General features: G+C 61.3%; 18 protein-coding genes and 1 tRNA gene. 12 read left to right on the plus strand and 7 right to left on the minus strand.

The features are described from left to right. The first annotated feature begins 81 nt into the window (after positions 1-81). Positions 82-633 (plus strand): hypoxanthine-guanine phosphoribosyltransferase, encoded by a 552-nt coding sequence (locus tag AYM40_RS17910; RefSeq protein ID WP_012434394.1) that lies wholly within the window; start codon positions 82-84, stop codon positions 631-633. 29 nt (positions 634-662) lie between these two features. Here AYM40_RS17910 and AYM40_RS17915 read toward each other — a convergent pair whose 3' ends face one another. Then, positions 663-1,262, minus strand: coding sequence for a MarC family protein (locus AYM40_RS17915; RefSeq protein WP_063497388.1), 600 nt, complete (start codon positions 1,260-1,262; stop codon positions 663-665). Between the two features lie 12 nt (positions 1,263-1,274). Further along, entirely contained in the window at positions 1,275-3,011 is a 1,737-nt protein-coding gene (locus tag AYM40_RS17920; RefSeq protein WP_063497389.1) for a proline--tRNA ligase, read from the minus strand. A 370-nt stretch (positions 3,012-3,381) separates the two neighbouring features. On the opposite strand from AYM40_RS17920, the gene AYM40_RS17925 reads away from it, so the two are divergent. Both AYM40_RS17925 and AYM40_RS17930 read left to right on the plus strand, forming a co-directional pair. After that, positions 3,382-4,128, plus strand: coding sequence for an RNA pyrophosphohydrolase (locus AYM40_RS17925; RefSeq protein ID WP_063497390.1), 747 nt, complete (start codon positions 3,382-3,384; stop codon positions 4,126-4,128). 76 nt (positions 4,129-4,204) lie between these two features. Continuing rightward, a complete protein-coding gene (locus tag AYM40_RS17930) occupies positions 4,205-4,756 on the plus strand; it encodes a CNP1-like family protein (RefSeq protein ID WP_063498093.1) in 552 nt (183 codons plus the stop codon). A gap of 115 nt (positions 4,757-4,871) precedes the next feature. Here the strand turns inward: AYM40_RS17930 and proB are convergent, their stop codons facing one another. The 4 genes from proB to rplU form a co-directional block, all read right to left on the minus strand. After that, positions 4,872-5,990 (minus strand): glutamate 5-kinase, encoded by a 1,119-nt coding sequence (proB, locus tag AYM40_RS17935; protein ID WP_063497391.1) that lies wholly within the window; start codon positions 5,988-5,990, stop codon positions 4,872-4,874. 73 nt (positions 5,991-6,063) lie between these two features. Continuing rightward, complete coding sequence (cgtA, locus tag AYM40_RS17940) at positions 6,064-7,185, minus strand: Obg family GTPase CgtA (RefSeq protein ID WP_063497392.1); 1,122 nt, start codon at positions 7,183-7,185, stop codon at positions 6,064-6,066. Positions 7,186-7,414: 229 nt separating this feature from the next. Continuing rightward, positions 7,415-7,678: a 50S ribosomal protein L27 gene (gene rpmA / locus AYM40_RS17945; RefSeq protein WP_007180330.1), complete on the minus strand. Its 264-nt coding sequence runs from the start codon at positions 7,676-7,678 to the stop codon at positions 7,415-7,417. 25 nt (positions 7,679-7,703) lie between these two features. Continuing rightward, positions 7,704-8,015 carry a 50S ribosomal protein L21 gene (gene rplU, locus AYM40_RS17950; RefSeq protein WP_007180329.1) on the minus strand — a complete coding sequence of 104 codons (312 nt, stop codon included), beginning with the start codon at positions 8,013-8,015 and terminating at the stop codon, positions 7,704-7,706. A gap of 239 nt (positions 8,016-8,254) precedes the next feature. On the opposite strand from rplU, the gene AYM40_RS17955 reads away from it, so the two are divergent. Then, positions 8,255-9,247, plus strand: coding sequence for a polyprenyl synthetase family protein (locus AYM40_RS17955; protein WP_063497393.1), 993 nt, complete (start codon positions 8,255-8,257; stop codon positions 9,245-9,247). A gap of 36 nt (positions 9,248-9,283) precedes the next feature. Further along, a tRNA-Pro gene (locus tag AYM40_RS17960) sits at positions 9,284-9,360 on the plus strand. A gap of 402 nt (positions 9,361-9,762) precedes the next feature. On the opposite strand, the gene AYM40_RS43270 is transcribed toward AYM40_RS17960, so the two are convergent. After that, positions 9,763-9,891, minus strand: a complete 129-nt coding sequence (locus AYM40_RS43270; RefSeq protein WP_256390436.1) for a hypothetical protein — start codon at positions 9,889-9,891, stop codon at positions 9,763-9,765. Positions 9,892-10,129: 238 nt separating this feature from the next. On the opposite strand from AYM40_RS43270, the gene tssA reads away from it, so the two are divergent. The 7 genes from tssA (at position 10,130) to tssG (ending at position 17,445) form a co-directional block, all read left to right on the plus strand. After that, complete coding sequence (gene tssA / locus AYM40_RS17965) at positions 10,130-11,197, plus strand: type VI secretion system protein TssA (RefSeq protein ID WP_063497394.1); 1,068 nt, start codon at positions 10,130-10,132, stop codon at positions 11,195-11,197. A gap of 51 nt (positions 11,198-11,248) precedes the next feature. Further along, a complete protein-coding gene (gene tssB / locus AYM40_RS17970; protein ID WP_063497395.1) occupies positions 11,249-11,815 on the plus strand; it encodes a type VI secretion system contractile sheath small subunit in 567 nt (188 codons plus the stop codon). A 47-nt stretch (positions 11,816-11,862) separates the two neighbouring features. Further along, positions 11,863-13,377: a type VI secretion system contractile sheath large subunit gene (tssC, locus tag AYM40_RS17975; RefSeq protein ID WP_063497396.1), complete on the plus strand. Its 1,515-nt coding sequence runs from the start codon at positions 11,863-11,865 to the stop codon at positions 13,375-13,377. 36 nt (positions 13,378-13,413) lie between these two features. After that, complete coding sequence (locus AYM40_RS17980; RefSeq protein ID WP_063497397.1) at positions 13,414-13,896, plus strand: Hcp family type VI secretion system effector; 483 nt, start codon at positions 13,414-13,416, stop codon at positions 13,894-13,896. A 77-nt stretch (positions 13,897-13,973) separates the two neighbouring features. Continuing rightward, a complete protein-coding gene (tssE, locus tag AYM40_RS17985) occupies positions 13,974-14,525 on the plus strand; it encodes a type VI secretion system baseplate subunit TssE (RefSeq protein WP_082855184.1) in 552 nt (183 codons plus the stop codon). Continuing rightward, entirely contained in the window at positions 14,525-16,396 is a 1,872-nt protein-coding gene (gene tssF / locus AYM40_RS17990) for a type VI secretion system baseplate subunit TssF (protein WP_063497398.1), read from the plus strand. Before tssE ends, tssF begins: the two co-directional genes overlap by 1 nt. Beyond that, on the plus strand, positions 16,393-17,445 hold the full coding sequence (tssG, locus tag AYM40_RS17995) for a type VI secretion system baseplate subunit TssG (protein WP_236720861.1): 1,053 nt from the start codon (positions 16,393-16,395) through the stop codon (positions 17,443-17,445). The genes tssF and tssG overlap by 4 nt, the downstream gene beginning before the upstream one ends. Positions 17,446-17,480 lie beyond the last annotated feature (35 nt).

Here is a 17,480-nt window from a genome sequence, read left to right on the forward strand (position 1 = left end):
CGGATTTGTGCGGGTTTATTCTGTACCGCGCACCGTCGTTCTCTCCCACACTATGTATACAGTTACCGCCCGTCAGACGTCATGAACCGCGAAGAAGCTCTCCACATTTTTAGCCACTCCGAAGAAATCGTTTCGGCCGACGACGTCAACGCGTCGATCAGCGGCATGGCTGCCGCCATCCGCAACGAGATGAGCGAGGACTTCCCGCTCGTGCTGTCGGTGATGGGCGGCGCGGCGGTGTTCACCGGCATGCTGCTGCCGCACCTCGATTTCCCGCTCGAGTTCGACTACATCCACCTGACCCGCTATCGCAACACCACCAAGGGCGGCAATGAGATGCAGTGGCGCGTGGCGCCGGCTGAGTCGGTGAAGGATCGCGTCGTGCTGGTGCTCGACGACATCCTCGACGAAGGCGAGACGATGGCCGCGATCCGCGACCGCATCCTCGCAATGGGCGCGAAGCGTTTCCTGAGCGCGGTGCTGTGCGAAAAGATCATTCCGAAGGCGAAGCCGCTGCGCCCGGATTACTGTGGTTTCGAAGTGCCGGACCGCTATGTGTTCGGTTGCGGGATGGACGCCAAGGGCTACTGGCGCAACCTGCCGACTATTCGGGCGTTGACCGAAGGGGCTTGAGGGTGGTTTGGAGCCGCGCCGGATATCACTCAAAGTTGATGCACAAAAGAGCGGATCCCGCCGAGCATCATCTCGACCGAGATCGCCACCAGCACCAACCCCATCAGCCGTTCGAAAGCCATCATCGCGCGCTCGCCTAGCCACGCCTGAATCCGCTCAGAGAGCATCAGCACGATCGCGCAGACGATCATCGTGACGGTCAGTGCACCGATCCACTCGAACATCTTGCCCGGCGCCTGCGACGTCAGCAGCATCACCGTTGCGAGCGCCGACGGGCCCGCCAGCGCCGGAATGGCGAGCGGCACGATGAGCGGCTCGCCCCCACGCGTGTCGCCGCCAAACGCACCGTCCGGATGCGGAAACACCATCCTGAGCGCAATCAGAAACAGCACGATTCCACCGCCGATGCGCAATGACTGGTCGGTCAGACTCATCATGCGCAGGAAGCTGTCACCGACCACCATGAACACCAGCAGGATCGCGAAGGCGATCGCCACCTCACGAAGGATGACGATCGTGCGCCGCTTCGGCGCCACCCCGCGCAGACAACTGATGAAGAGCGGAATATTGCCGAGCGGATCGGTGATCAGAATCAGCAGGACGGTCGCAGATACGAAGGTGTACTCCACCGTCCGCTCCGCTTAGCCCGCCAACGCGGCGCGAACTTTGCCGATCACCGTTTGGGCGGCGTCTTCGACCGGCAGCAGCGTCGCTTCTGCGTCGCGGCGGCCTTGATACTCGAGCTTGCCGTCCTTAAGACCACGATCGCCGATCACCAGACGATGCGGCACGCCGATCAGCTCCCAGTCGGCAAACATCACACCGGGACGCTCGCCGCGATCGTCGAGGATCACGTCGACGCCCGCTTCGACCAACTCCGCGTACAGCTTGTCGGCCTGCTCGCGCACGGCTTCGCTTCGGTCATAACCCATCGGGCACAGCACGACCTCGAACGGCGCGATCGACTCCGGCCAGACGATGCCCTTGTCGTCGAAATTCTGTTCGATCGCCGCGCCCAGAATACGCGTGACGCCAATACCGTAGCAGCCCATTTCCATCGGGCGCGGCTTGCCGGTTTCGTCGAGGCACGTGGCGTTCATCGCTTCCGAGTACTTCGTGCCGAGCTGGAACACGTGGCCGACTTCGATACCGCGGCAGATGTCGAGCACGCCCTTGCCGTCCGGCGACGGGTCGCCCTTCTTCACGTTGCGAATATCAGCGACGACCGGTTCCGGCAGATCGCGGCCCCAGTTCACGCCGGTGGTGTGATAGTCCACCTCGTTCGTGCCGACGACGAAGTCGCTCATGTTCGCGACCGTGCGATCCGCCACGACCTTGACCGGCTTCTTCGTGTTGAGCGGGCCGAGGTAGCCCGGCGGCGTGCCGAAGGTCTCGATGATTTCGGCTTCGGTGGCCATGCGGAAGTCGGCGAGGCCCGGCAGCTTGCTTGCCTTGATCTCGTTCAGATCATGATCACCGCGCAGCATCAGCAACCAGATGGTGGGTTCGGCGCCTTCGTTTTCCGTGGCGAGAACGATCGACTTGATCGTGCGCTCGAGCGGAATGTTCAGCAGCTCAGCCACGGCTTCGCACTTCGCCTTGCCCGGTGTTGCGGTCTTCTTCATCTCTTCGGTCGGCGCCGCACGCTCCGCGTACAGCGGCAACGCTTCGGCCGCTTCAACGTTCGCGGCGAACTCCGAGGTCGGGCAATACGCGATCGCGTCTTCGCCGGTATCGGCGATCACGTGGAATTCATGCGAGCCGCTGCCGCCGATCGAGCCGTTGTCCGCTGCCACGGCGCGGAAATCCAGGCCGAGGCGCGTGAAGATGCGCACGTACGCGTCGTACATCTTGCGATACGACTCGCGCAGGCCTTCCGCGTCTTTGTCGAACGAGTACGCGTCTTTCATGATGAACTCGCGGCCACGCATCACGCCGAAACGCGGACGGATCTCGTCGCGGAACTTCGTCTGGATCTGATAGAAATTCACCGGCAACTGGCGATAGCTCTTGATCTGGCCGCGCGCGATATCCGTGACCACTTCTTCATGGGTCGGTCCGATCACGAAATCGGATTGCTTGCGATCCTTGAAGCGCAGCAGTTCAGGACCGTATTTTTCCCAACGGCCCGATTCCTGCCACAGTTCAGCCGGCTGCACTGCCGGCATCAACAATTCGATCGCGCCCGCCCGGTTCATTTCTTCGCGCACGATGGCTTCCACCTTGCGGATCGAACGCAGGCCGACCGGCAGGTAGTTATAGATGCCACCGGCGACGCGGCGAATCATGCCGGCGCGCACCATGAGCTTGTGGCTGACGATCTCGGCGTCGGCGGGCGCTTCTTTCAGCGTGCCGATAAAGAAACGGGAAGCTTTCATTCAGATTTTCCAAAAGCGGCGGCTCCGGAGGGACCGCCCGAAAGGTGAAAACGGTGGGGAAATCGACACAGACCCGGCTTGATGCCGGCACGGACTCGCCGAGCACCCGGCCAAAAGTCTGGCCAAGACCCGGCTCAGCCCCGGCAGACGACTGCGCATACCAGGCAAAACCCCGGCAAAGCCGGCCCGACCGCGGCGCTGAAGCCGCCGCGCAAAGCCTTTGCAGCAGGGGATAAGGCACGGAAGACTGACAGGCTACCGCAAACGCGGGCCTTTTGCGGCGAATCGTTCCAATCTGGTGCGAATCGGTGCGTCGGGTCCGTTATCTGTTTATAATCAAAGCAATTTTAAAGGATTCGAAGGTGGTTGTATGCTGGATCGTGAAGGCTTTCGCCCGAACGTCGGCATCATCCTCTTGAACGCGCACAACGAGGTGTTTTGGGGCAAACGGCTCCGTGAACATTCCTGGCAGTTTCCGCAAGGGGGCATCAAGTACGGAGAGACCCCTGTGCAAGCGATGTATCGGGAGTTACACGAAGAAACCGGGCTGCTTCCTGAGCACGTCAAGGTGATCGGTCGCACGCGCGACTGGTTGCGTTATGAGGTGCCTGACAAGTTCATAAAGCGCGAAGTACGCGGTCATTACCGCGGCCAGAAACAAATCTGGTTTTTGCTCCGGATGGTTGGACGCGATTGCGACATATGCTTGCGCGCCACCGACCACCCTGAGTTTGATGCGTGGCGCTGGAACGAGTACTGGGTGCCGCTCGACTGTGTGATCGAGTTCAAGCGGGATGTGTATCAGTTGGCGCTGACGGAGCTATCCCGTTTCATGCGCCGGGCTGCGCCGCGTGCGGAAAAACCTGGTGGGCACCATGGGCCGCGTTATCCACGGATAGCGTCGTCAATGGAAAGTCCGCCGGATTCGACGATGATGAGGGTCACCGCCTCGGTGAGCACTCTCAGCATCGAAACGTCGATTCACACGACGATCGCGTCTGATTGCGGTCCGGGCTCCGGGTCGGTAGCCGAAGTTGGCTCCGCGTCGGAACACGAAGACGAATCGGAGCGCGAAACCGCCGCAGGCTCGCTGTTCCGCCCTGGCGTACGCAATTAACAACTCTGTGCGGCTGTCCACGCCGCCTCCGCTGGCGCGGCTCGACGAGCCGCGCCAGTCTTTCGAGGAAACCATATTGAAAGCACTTGCTCTCGTCGTGGCGTGCGTCGCCACTGGCGCCCTGCTGGCTGGTTGCGCCAGCAAACCCTCAAATAAAGACGACAGCACGTTTGCCTACCTGCTGGACCGGCCGAGCACCTGGGTTGAAAACAAGGTGGATACGCTGCCGCCGCTGCCGCAGGACTCGAATCTGCTGCCTTTCGATGTTTCCGGCAACACACCGCTGCAGTTCGCGATCGATAGAAGTTCGCTTACCGTCGGCACAGATGGCGTGGTGCGCTACACCGTCGTCGTAACGAGCCCAAGCGGCGCACGCAACGTGAACTACGAAGGGATTCGCTGCGATACGTATGAATGGCGCCAGTACGCGGGGCTGAACGCCGATCATGACGGCTGGGACCAGACCGTCGCCAACGACTTCAGGCGCATTGAAAATGGCGCGCTGAACGCCTATCAGGCGGCGCTGTATCAGGATTACCTGTGTGCGAACAAGATGCCCACGGGCAACGCCAAGCAGATTGTCGAGAACATCCGCTACAAGCGCACGCAGACGTCGCTGGTTCACTAAGGCAGTTTTCGCGAGCGGACTTCTTCGAAAGTGGAAGCCGCCGCGAACGTGAAAAAGCCGTTCCAGCTCACATGCCGGAACGGCTTTTTTCTGTCGTGCGAACCTTGCCCGGGAGTCAGACCAGCACAAGATTGTCGCGATGGATCACCTCGGGCTCCAGCATATAGCCGAGCACCGATTCAATGTCGCCGCTCGGACGCCGCTGGATCAGCTTGGTTTCCGCACTGCTGTAGTTAGTCAGACCGCGCGCGACTTCACGCCCTGTCGCGCTCAGGCAAGCGATCACTTCGCCGCGCGCAAACGCGCCCTGCACACCGACGACACCAATCGGCAGCAGGCTCTTGCCGCCCTCGGTCAGTTTTTCAACCGCGCCGTCGTCGATCACCACATGGCCGCGCACCTGCAGATGATCGGCCATCCATTGCTTGCGCGCCGCCATGCGTGCAGTGCGCGCGATCAGCTGCGTGCCGATCGCCTCACCCGAGGCCAGCCGTGACAGCACGTCCGCTTCGCGCCCGCTCGCGATCACCGTATTGGCGCCGCTGTGCGCCGCGCGTTTGGCCGCAAGAATCTTGGTCAACATGCCGCCGCGGCCCAGGCTCGAACCCGCGCCGCCCGCCATCGCTTCGAGCTCCGGTGCACCGGCATCGGCCTGCTGGACGAGCGTTGCATTCGGATCCTTGCGCGGGTCGGCGGTAAAAAGCCCTTGCTGATCGGTGAGGATAACGAGCGCATCGCCTTCGATCAGATTCGCGACCAATGCGCCTAGCGTGTCGTTGTCGCCGAACTTGATTTCGTCGGTGACGACCGTGTCGTTCTCGTTGATGATCGGCACAACGCCCAGACGCAGCAGCGTCAGCAACGTGGAACGAGCGTTCAGATAGCGTTCGCGGTCGGCCAGATCGGCGTGGGTCAGCAGAATTTGCGCGGTCTGGATCGAATGTTCGGCAAAGCGGCTTTCGTAGACCTGCGCGAGGCCCATTTGACCGACAGCCGCGGCCGCCTGCAATTCGTCGATTTCGCGTGGCCGTTTGGTCCAGCCGAGCCGCTGCATCCCTTCGGCAATGGCGCCCGAACTGACCAGCACCACTTCCTTGCCTTGCGCGCGCAGTGCGGCAATCTGAGCGGCCCAGCGGCCGATTGCAGCATGATCGAGGCCGCGCCCGTCATTCGTGACGAGGCTCGAGCCGACTTTCACTACCAATCGCCGTGAATCTGCGATGACGGAACGCATTGTGCGCGGTCTCCCAAGATGACGCGTGATGCATGCCGGCGGCCCTCGCGGGCGCCGGCGCTCAGGCTTGTTATTACTGCGGGTCGACGCTCGAGTCGTCCGACGCAGCGGCCGGCGCTTCCGGCTTTGCGCGGAAACGCACGTCGGCAGCGAGATCTTCGGCTTCCGCCGCGCGCTGCGCGTCCGAATGCGCGGCGATGTGGTCATACACCGCGTAGCAAAGACTCTCGCAACCCTGGCCTGTCAACGCCGAGATTTCGAATACCGGGCCGTCCCAGCCGAAGCCTTCGAGGAATGCCGACACGCGTGCTTCGCGCTCGTCTTCGGGCACCATGTCGAGCTTGTTGAGCACCAGCCAGCGCGGCTTCTCATAGAGCAGCTCGTCGTACTTGCGCAGCTCGTTGACGATCGCCTTGGCTTCCGCGACCGGATCGACTGCATCGTCGAACGGCGCGAGGTCGACGATATGCAGCAGCAGGCCGGTACGCTGCAGGTGACGCAGGAACTGGTGGCCGAGACCGGCGCCTTCCGCCGCGCCTTCGATCAAACCAGGAATGTCGGCAATTACGAAGCTGCGGCTCGGCCCGACACGCACCACGCCGAGATTCGGCGCGAGCGTTGTGAACGGATAATCCGCGATCTTCGGCCGCGCGTTCGACACCGACGCGATGAAGGTCGACTTGCCGGCGTTCGGCATGCCGAGCAGACCGACGTCGGCCAGCACCTTCAATTCGAGGCGCACCATGCGGCGCTCGCCGGGCTTGCCGTCGGTTTTCTGACGCGGCGCGCGGTTCGTACTGGATTTGAAATGCAGGTTGCCGAGACCGCCCGCGCCGCCTTGCGCGATCTGCACGCTCTGGTTGTGCTCGGTCAAGTCGGCGATCAGCTCGCCGGTTTCCATATCGGTAATAGTCGTGCCGACCGGCATGCGCAGCGTGATATCGTCGCCGCCCTTGCCGTAGCAGTCCGCGCCGCGGCCGTTTTCGCCGTTGCGCGCCAAATGTTTTTTCGCGTAGCGGTAGTCGATCAGCGTGTTGATGTTGCGGTCTGCGACCGCGATCACGCTGCCGCCCCGGCCGCCGTCGCCGCCATCCGGGCCGCCGAACGGAACGAATTTCTCGCGGCGCATCGACGCGCTGCCATCCCCTCCGTCGCCGGCGATGACTTCAATCCTCGCTTCGTCAATGAACTTCATGCGTAACTCCGTCCCGTGGTGTGCTGCTAGATGGTGCTGCTGGGTTGATGCTTTCAGATGCTGCTATTTTGCCGCGCTCGCCGTGCGGTGAGCAATCAGCCGATCGGCTAACCGCGCCGATATGGCCATGCAATCCGCCAATTCTTCGGACAAAAAACGCTGCAATAAAAAAAGCCCCGCGAACTTCGCGGGGCCTTTTTCCGGTCCTGAAGCCCGTGCCTGATTAAACTCAGACTGCTGCCGGGACGACGTTGACCATGTGCTTCTTCGCTGCGCCTTTCGTCGAGAAATTGACGTGGCCGTCCGTCAGCGCGAACAAGGTGTGATCCTTGCCGATACCGACGTTTTCGCCCGGGTGCATGCGCGTGCCACGTTGACGCACGATGATGCCGCCAGCGTTGATGGCCTGACCGCCGTAAACCTTGACGCCGAGACGCTTCGATTCAGAGTCGCGGCCGTTGCGGGATGATCCGCCTGCCTTTTTGTGTGCCATTTAATTTGCTCCTTAACCGTTGCGCTTACGCGTTGATCGCGTCGATGCGCAGTTCGGTATAGTTCTGGCGGTGGCCGCCATGCTTCTGGTAGTGCTTCCGGCGACGCATCTTGAAGATGGTCACTTTTGCGTGACGACCTTGCGACACGACGGTAGCCTTGACGGAAGCCCCACTGACCAGCGGCGTACCGAACTTAATCGATTCGCCTTCGCCCACTGCGAGAACCTGGTCGAGCGTGATTTCAGCGTCAATGTCTGCCGGTATCTGTTCTACTTTAAGTTTTTCGCCGACGGCAACTTTATACTGCTTGCCACCGGTTTTTATGACCGCGTACATTGAGAACCTCACTCTGTGTTCATTTTTCCCACGCACCGCGCGCGGAAACCCGTGATTATACATAGAGTTAGCTGCTCGGTCAAAACTCATTGAGAGGCGCCGCGCGCACCGCCCGGCGCCTTGCCGTCCAGCCCCGGTACGCGGCCCAGCCGCTGCCTCTGTCGCGCCGTGCCGCAGCCTGCGACCCGGAACTGTCGCGATTCGCCTTATAATTCGCGGCACTACCCAATTCAGCCATCATGTCGTCGACTGCCACCCCCTCCTCCAACGCCGCCAGCCTGCTCGCTCCGATCGCCGAAGACATGCAGCAGGTCAATCGCGTCATCCGGCACCGTCTGGCGTCTGACGTGATGCTGATCAATCAGATCTCCGAGTACATCATCAGCGCCGGGGGCAAGCGGCTGCGGCCCGCGCTGCTGCTGCTGATGGCGGGCGCGCTGGGCGAGACCACCGGGCATCGGCACGAATTGGCTGCGGTGGTGGAATTCATCCACACGGCCACGCTGCTGCACGACGACGTGGTCGACGAGTCCGATCTGCGGCGCGGCCGCCAGACCGCCAACGCGCTGTTCGGCAACGCCGCGAGCGTTCTGGTCGGCGACTTCCTGTATTCGCGCTCGTTCCAGATGATGGTCGGCGTGGGCAAGATGCGCGTGATGGAAATCCTGTCGGAGGCGACCAATATCATCTCCGAGGGCGAAGTCCTGCAGTTGCTGAACATGCACGACGCCGACGTGGACGAAGCGCGCTACATGCAGGTGATCCGCTACAAAACCGCCAAGCTGTTCGAGGCTGCCGCGCAACTCGGCGCGGTGCTGGCCGGGTCGGACGCGAAGACGGAAGCCGCTGCCGCGGAATTCGGCCGCCGCATCGGCACCGCGTTCCAGATCATGGACGACTGGCTCGACTACACGGGCACAGCTGAATCGATGGGCAAAAACGCTGGTGACGATCTGCGCGAAGGCAAACCCACGCTCCCGCTGATTTATCTGATCGAACGCGGCACGCCCGAGCAGTCGGCGCTCGCGCGGGAAGCCATCGAGCAAGGCGGCACGGACCGTTTCGACACCATTTTCGAAGCGATCACGCGCTCCGGGGCACTGGATCACACGCTTGAGTGCGCGAAGCAGGAAGCGCTGGCCGCAGCTGCAGCAATTTCTTCATTTCCTGATTCCATTTTCAAAGATAGCCTGCTAGAATTATGTTCTTACTCGACGGCAAGACAGTCTTGAACGAGACTGAAACACCGTAGGAGTCCAGTACCAAATCGGGGTGTAGCTTAGCCTGGTAGAGCGCTACGTTCGGGACGTAGAGGCCGGAGGTTCGAATCCTCTCACCCCGACCAGATTTGCCCTGTTAGTTCAAGGCTCGAAAAACCGCCCAGCTTGCTTGGCGGTTTTTTGTTTTGGGTCGCATTTTTTGCACCGCCCCACCCTCAACGGGATGCCTCCTCTCGCGGGCAAGGATCAGTTGCTTGATGCAGAAGCGAGCCACGCAGCGTCGGCCCCACCCCCACCTTGCGACATTTACTCAAGTAAAGCGCCCGACATCATATGGCCTGCCCGGCCATACCCCTATCGGCTGGGGTCGTCTACAGTCCGAACCATTCCGATCGAACCGGACAGACTGCTGCGCCAATTCCCTTGTCGTCCCATATTTATCGCAGCCTCAAATAGCCATCAATACCGGACGACGAATCACGCGCTTAATATCTACGCCAAGCTAACTTTTGCCTATCCTAATAAATTCATAAAATCCTCCTTATGAAATAATAAAAATTAGCTTGCCATATTGGCAAAGCCGCAATAACATCAGCCCCAATACATTTAATCGCACACACCATTTCCGCATCCTGATTAAATTGACCTTTTGCCATCGCTACCCCTATGCGTCGCCTGCCAGCTGAGCCTGGCCGCGCCGCTCGGCGGGGAAACGTCCCCAAGCGGCCCAGCGGGTTTTAAGAAGATTCCAATCCGTTCTTAAAAGAGACGCGGAAAATTGCGATTAATTGAGAAATCATCTTAACAATTCCTAATAACCAATTTATCAATCAGATTAATTCCAAATACGCGCCCACCCCAAATTAGTCAGTATCCAGACCCAAGCAAACAGAGATGAATACCGTACTGAGCAATCAAATCGGACCCATCAGTCTTGAACAGCCGTGTGGTGCCGACCTGGAATATGACGCAGCGTTCACCACGTTGCAGCAGGTTGCAACCGGCAGTCGCGAGCAGCAATTTGGCGAAGCCCTGATTCCAGCTGTCGCGCCGGATTGGCCGCATGTGGAGACATTGGCCGTTGCATTGCTCAGCCGCACCGTGGATTTGCGCGTCATCGCGTTATTGACGCTTGCCTGGACGAAGATGACCGGCCTTGCCGGATATGCCCGAGGCCTGTCGCTCGCCGCCTATGTCCTCGATCAATACTGGGAGCATGTCCACCCCCAACTTGAAACAGCGGGCGAATTCGATCCGTTGCCGCGGCTAAACGCAATCGCGGCGCTGACTGACCAGCAGGCACTTGGCCGCAGTGCACGCGGCGCCCCGCTGCTGCTCTGGCGGTTCGGTCAACTCTCCCTGCGCGACGCCGCTGCGATTCTCGAACGGAAACAATCGGCAACCGTGTGCGGATTTCCCGCGTCGGACGTCACCCTGCAAACGGAGTTGCGGGCCACGCTCAAAGGCGCGCGCGAGGAATCCATGGTGATTCAACAACTGCTGTACGCGATCGAACGCATCCAGCGGCAGATCTCCGTACACCTCGATTCCTCCTGGGTACCCGACCCAATCGCGGTAGAGGGTCCGTTGCGTGTTGTCTATCAGGCGATCGGCGAACCATCCGACATTGCCTCGTCCTCGCGGTGTGCCGAATCGCCGCCGCCAGTGCCGGCGATCGCCACGCCCACCGAGCGCCCACATGCCGGCAACGTTCACACAGCGGCTGCCGGATCGATGTCGATACGAACGCGTGAAGATGTCATCGCCGCACTGGAAAACGCATGCGTGTATCTGGAGCGAGCGGAACCCGGCCATCCGGTCCCCCTCCTGTTGCGACGGGCTCAGCGTCTGATGCATATGACTTTTTATGAAATCGTGCGCGAGTTGGCGCCGGCCGCGTTGCCGCAACTTGATGTTCTGACAGGCCAGCCGGAGCGGCTATCAGGTGTTGCGGTCAATTGAGCGGCGCCCACGCAGCGCAAATCACAGCCAGTGAAAACAGTGGAGCTTGAAATGGCCATTTCGAACGGATCGAAAGCAACCCCAGCAAACGCAACTGGACAGAAGTTCATTGCCCGTAATCGCGCACCTCGCGTCCAGATCGAGTATGACGTCGAGCTCTACGGCAGCGAGCGCAAAGTCGAAATCCCGTTCGTCATGGGCGTCGTCGCCGACCTGGCAGGTCAATCCACCACGCTTCTGCCGGACCTGGAAGCGCGCAAATTCATGGAAATCGATATCGATAACTTCGACGACCGGCTCAAGTCGATCCAGCCGCGCGTCGCGCTTCGCGTGCCAAACGACATCTCCGGGGAAGGCATGCTGGCAGTCGATCTGACCTTCCGGAGCATGGAGGATTTCTCGCCAGCCACAATCGCGAGGCAGGTACCGGCACTCGATCAACTGTTGCAAGCGCGCTCGCAATTGTCGAACCTGCTTTCCTATATGGATGGCAAGAGCGGCGCGGAAGAACTGATCACCCAGGCGCTCAGGAATCCGGCCCTGCTCAAGACGCTCGCCGCTCCGTCCGGTCCCGTCGGGCCGGAAGCCGCCGGCAACGAAACGGCCGACAAGCAGTAGTCGCACAGGCACGAACGCATTCATCCAGGTACGTTCCGGGAATCCTTATGAACTACGCAGAATCCATCGAGCAGCAATCGTCCACCACGGCCTTTTCGGCAGATACTTTTTCAGCTGTACTGATGAAGCAGTTCAATCCGCGCACCGAACAAACGCAGACAGCGATCGACGGGGCCGTCAGAACGCTTGCCCTGCAGGCATTGGAAAACGCGGTGGTTATCTCGAACGACGCTTACCAGACAATCCAGGCCATCATTGCCGAGATCGATCGCAAGCTGTCCCAGCAGATCAACACCATCATTCACGACGAGGCTTTCCAGCAGCTCGAATCATCATGGCGCGGACTGCACTATCTGGTGAACAACACCGAGACCGACGAACTGCTGAAGATCCGCTGCATGCCGGTCACGAAGACGGAACTGAGGCGCGTGCTCAAGCGCTACAAAGGCGTCGCGTGGGATCAAAGTCCAATCTTCAAGAAAGTCTATGAAGAAGAATACGGCCAGTTCGGCGGCGAGCCGCTAGGCTGTCTGGTGGGCGACTACTATTTCGACCATAGTCCGCCTGACGTCGAAACGCTCGGCGAAATAGCGAAGATCGCCGCTGCCGCACACTGCCCGTTTATCACCGGCGCGTCGCCGGCGGTCATGCAAATGGAATCGTGGCAGGAACTGTCGAACCCGCGCGACCTGACCAAAATCTTCCAGAACAGTGAGTACGCCGCATGGCGCCATCTCCGCGAGTCGGACGATTCCCGCTATCTCGGGCTGACCATGCCGCGCTTTCTTGCGCGTCTGCCGTATAGCGCCCGCGCCAATCCGGTCGATGCCTTCAATTTCGAGGAAGACACGGACGGCGCCAACCACCGGCGCTACGCGTGGATCAATTCGGCCTATGCCATGGCAACGAATATCAACCGGTCGTTCAAGCACTACGGCTGGTGCACCTCGATTCGCGGCGTGGAGTCGGGTGGCGCCGTGCAGGATCTGCCCACCCACGCGTTTCCGACCGACGACGGCGGCGTCGACATGAAGTGCCCAACCGAAATTGCCATCAGTGACCGACGCGAAGCCGAACTGGCAAAGAACGGCTTCATGCCGTTCGTGCACCGGAAGAACTCCGACTTCGCCGCCTTTATCGGTGCGCAATCGCTGCAGCGGCCGGCGCAATACCACGATTCAACGGCCACCGACAACGCGAAACTCGCCGCCCGCCTGCCTTATCTGTTTGCGTGCTGCCGCTTCGCGCATTACCTCAAGTGCATCGTGCGCGACAAAGTCGGTTCGTTCAAGGAACGCGGCGAAATGGAATCGTGGCTGAACAACTGGATCATGACTTATGTCGACGGCGATCCGGTCAACTCGTCCCAGGATACCAAGGCGCGAAAACCGCTGGCGGCCGCGCACGTCGTCGTGGAAGACATTGAAGACAATCCCGGCTATTACGGCGCGAAATTCTTTTTGCGTCCGCACTATCAATTAGAGGGACTAACCGTCTCACTGAGACTGGTTTCAAAGCTGCCGGCGCTGAAAGACGGCGACATGCCTGCGCACCGGCCTTAACCATCGAGTTCGATTCATTCACAAGGAGGCTGAAAAATGTCAGTGGATATGTACATGCGGGTAGACGGGGTGACGGGCGAATCCAAAGACGCCAATCACAAGGGATGGACCGACATCCAGTCTTATTCATGGGGGGCAGCCCAGCCCGGCAGCATGGCAACGGGCAGTGGCGGCGGCATCGGCAAGGTCAGCTTCAACGATCTGCTGGTCGAAACCTTCATCGACAAGGCGGCGCCCGCAGTGCTCAAATTTTGCGCCAATGGCAAGCACTTGCCGAAGGTCGAGATTTCCGTGTGCAAAGCAGGCGGTTCGCAAATCGAGTATCTGCGCATCACGCTGTCCGAGGTCCTTGTGACGTCGGTCCAGCAGGGTGCGGCAAAAGGCTCCGAAGCGGTCAACGTGACCTATGCGTTCCAGGCCGCCAAGGTGAGGAAGCAATACTGGGAGCAGACCGACCAGGGCACCCGCGGAGGCGAAAGCGTGCTCGCGTGGGACATCAAGGAAAACCGGGAAGTTTAAGCAACATTTCATCCTGAGTGGGCGGTGCGGTCAAGTGGACAACGTTGCCTGCACCGACTGAAGCCGACGAGAACCCAGTGAATAAGCCACATTCCTTGCGCCTGCAACGAGACCCGGCGGCAACACCGCGCGACTCCCGATTGGAAGCCTCCCCGTGCTTGCTCGACCGCCTGAGCGGCGAACATTCGCCAACAGCGGCCGGTGCCGACAGCGGGTTCGCGTCGCCGCGCGCGCGCTTGCGCGAATCGCTTTTGCGCGACCTGAACTGGCTCCTGAACAGCACCAACCTCGAAGCCACGGACGACCTTGCCGCCTATCCGCACGTGAGGCGCTCGGTCGTCAACTTCGGTTTGGGCGCGTTGGCCGGTGCGCGAGTGTCGGCGCTGGACTGGGTCAGTCTCGAAAGCGCGATTCGCGAGGCGATTGTCCAATTCGAGCCACGCATTCTTGCAGAAAGCGTTGAAGTACGCTGCATCGCCGGGTCTTCCGCAGAGCCCCAGCGGAGCACGCTGTCGCTCGAGATCCACGGGCAACTGTGCTCGAGCCTGGCGCCGCAGACCCTCCTTCTGCGTTCCGAAATCGACCTCGAAAGCGGTCATATCGCGCTGCGCTCGCAGGGGAACGGGTGATGGACCCGCGCCTGCTCGACTACTACAACCGCGAGCTCGTCTATCTACGCGAGCTTGGCGCCGAGTTCGCCAAGACTTTCCCGAAGACGGCCGGCCACCTCGGCATGCACGGCACCGAGGTGAACGATCCGTATGTGGAGCGGCTTCTCGAGGGCTTCAGCTTTCTGACCGCCCGTATTCAACTGAAGATGGACGCCGAGTTCCCACGCTTCTCACAGCGGCTGCTGGACGTCGTCTACCCGAACTACCTGGCTCCTCTCCCCTCCATGACAATCGCCGCCGTACAGCCGAACCTGCGCGAAGGCAGCTTGCATGAAGGCTATACGCTCGCGGCAGGCACACCACTGCGCGCCCACCTGGCGCAGGGTGAGCAGACAGCGTGCGAATTTCGCACCGCGCACGCGGTCACGCTCTGGCCACTACGCGTCGCCGACGTCAAGTTGGGCGGCGAGCCCGGTGATCTGCCGCTGTCCCTTCTCAGTCCAGACGTCACGGTGCGCGGCGCGTTGCGTGTGCGGATAGAAGTCTGCGGGGCCGCGAGCCTGAAGAACCTGCCGCTCGACAAGCTGACGTTTTTCCTGAGCGGCGCCGAGAGCCAGGCGCTGCAACTGCTGGAACTGGTGCTCGCACGTAGCGTCGGCGTGGTGTGCCATTCCGTGTCGAACCCCGAACACAGCTGCTCGTTGCTCGATCACGAGGCAATCCGCCATGAGGGATTCGACGCCGCACAGGCACTTCTGCCCCACAGCACGCGCTCGTTCCATGGTCACCGGCTGCTGCATGAGTATTTCGCCTTTCCGGCGCGTTTTCTGTTTTTCAGTATCGGCAATCTGCGGCGTGCGCTGCAAACGATCGAGGGCAATGCGTTCTCGCTGACCATCCTGCTCGACCAGACGGTGCCCGACCTCGAACGTTCGGTCGATAGCCGTAGTCTTGCGCTCTTCTGCACGCCGGCTATCAATCTGTTTCCCAAACAGGCGGATCGCGTCGCGGTCTCCACGCGACACCACGAGCATCACGTGGTGGTGGACCGCACGCGCCCGCTCGACTACGAGGTCCATAGCATCGAGAAGGTCACGGGCCACTTGCAGCCTGACGGCAGGCGTTGCCGGTTTCGGCCGTTCTACGGCATGGTCGCGGATGACCCCGAGAGCCACGGCCGCTACTTCTCGGTGCGCCGCGAACCGCGCCTCGCCAGTGCCGCAAACCGGCGCAGCGGCTTGCCGAATGGCTATAGCGGCGGCGAAGTGTTCCTGTCGCTGGTCGACCAGCACGAGGCTCCGTTTTCCGACGACCTGCGCAATCTCGCCGTGGAGGCGCTCTGCACCAACCGCGATCTCGCTGCATTGATACCGCTCGAGGGCAGCAGCGATTTCAGCTTGCGCATTTCGGCGCCAGTCACGGCCATCAAGGTGCTGCGCGGACCGACACCGCCGCGCCCGGCGCTTGCCGATAACGCGCTGACCTGGCGGCTGATCAGCCACCTGAGTCTCAACTATCTGACCCTCACCGATCTGGACGGAGGCCAAGGCGCGCAAGCGCTGCGTGAGTTGCTCGAACTCTATGCCGGTGCGGCACAGGTCGATATTACGCCGCAGATCCACGGCATTCGCAGCGTGCAGATCGATGCCGTCTATAACCAGTTGCCGCAGCCAGGCCCACTCATGTTCGCCCGCGGCGTCTGCGTGTCACTGCTGCTCGACGAACTGGCGTTCGCGGGCGCCAGCACCTATCTGTTCGGCGCGGTGCTGGAACAGTTCTTCGCTCGACACGTGTCATTGAACAGCTTCAGCGAACTCGCAGTCGCGACGCTGCAGCGCGGACACATCAACCGATGGCAACCGCGGATCGGATGCCGCCCGACAGCATGAACACCTCTGCCATCCCATCGCTGCAAAGCTTCTGGCAGCAGGTCGCCGCTGCGCCGCACGCCTACGACCTCTACACGCTGTTACGTTGGCTCGACGCCCGCGCCGGCATGCCTGTGCGCATGGGGCGCGCAATCCATCCTGGCGACGAACCACTGCGGATCGGTCAGGAGCCCTCGCTGGCCTTCGCCCCCGCGACCTTGGCCTCGGCTAACCCGGCACCTGAAGGACCTGAAAGCGCCCCGCCGCGCGTGTCGATTTATAGCTTCGGCCTGTTCGGTCCAAACGGTCCATTGCCGTTGCATCTGACCGAATATGCCCGCGACCGCGCGCGCAATCACGACGATCCCGCGCTAACGGCGTTCGCCGACCTGTTCCATCATCGGTTGATTCTGCTGTTCTACCGCGCGTGGGCTGACGCTCAGCCGACTGTCAGTCTCGACCGCGGGCACGGGGCGCGGTTCGACGCTTATATCGCAAGCCTGATTCATTGCGGCCAGCCGTCGCAACTTCAGCGCGACGAGCTTGCCGCGCATGCACGCTACTTCATGGCCGGACATCTGGTCCGACAGACGCGCAATCCGGAAGGCCTGCAGCAGATTCTGCGCATGCATCTCGGCGTACCGGTGGAGATCGTTGAGCTTGTTCCGCACTGGATGACGATCGAACCGGAGCAGCGCCTCCGGCTGGGCGCACGACGCACCACGCGCACGCTCGGCGGCGGCGCGATGCTCGGCATGGCCGTGCGCGGTGTGCAGTCGAAGTTCGAGTTGAGGCTCGGGCCGCTCGCGCGCGAGCAGTACCTGGACCTGCTGCCAGGCACGCGCCGCGCATGGCAATTAGTGCAGTGGGTGCGCCATTACCTTGGCTTCGAATGGAGGTGGGACGTGCGGCTGGTCATGGCCGCCGGCCAGGTCACCGGCAACACGCTGGGCCGCGGCCAGCAACTGGGCTGGAGCAGCTGGCTCGGCGCGCGCGCGAGCGTGCGCGACGCCGACGACTTCGTCTATTCGCCCGAAGCCTATCCGCCGCGGCAAACCGCCCCGTGCTAAGCGCTACCCGTTCCGCTTCTTCACGCCGCGTGCCC

The sequence above is a fragment of the Paraburkholderia phytofirmans OLGA172 genome (assembly GCF_001634365.1).
Classification (GTDB): domain Bacteria; phylum Pseudomonadota; class Gammaproteobacteria; order Burkholderiales; family Burkholderiaceae; genus Paraburkholderia.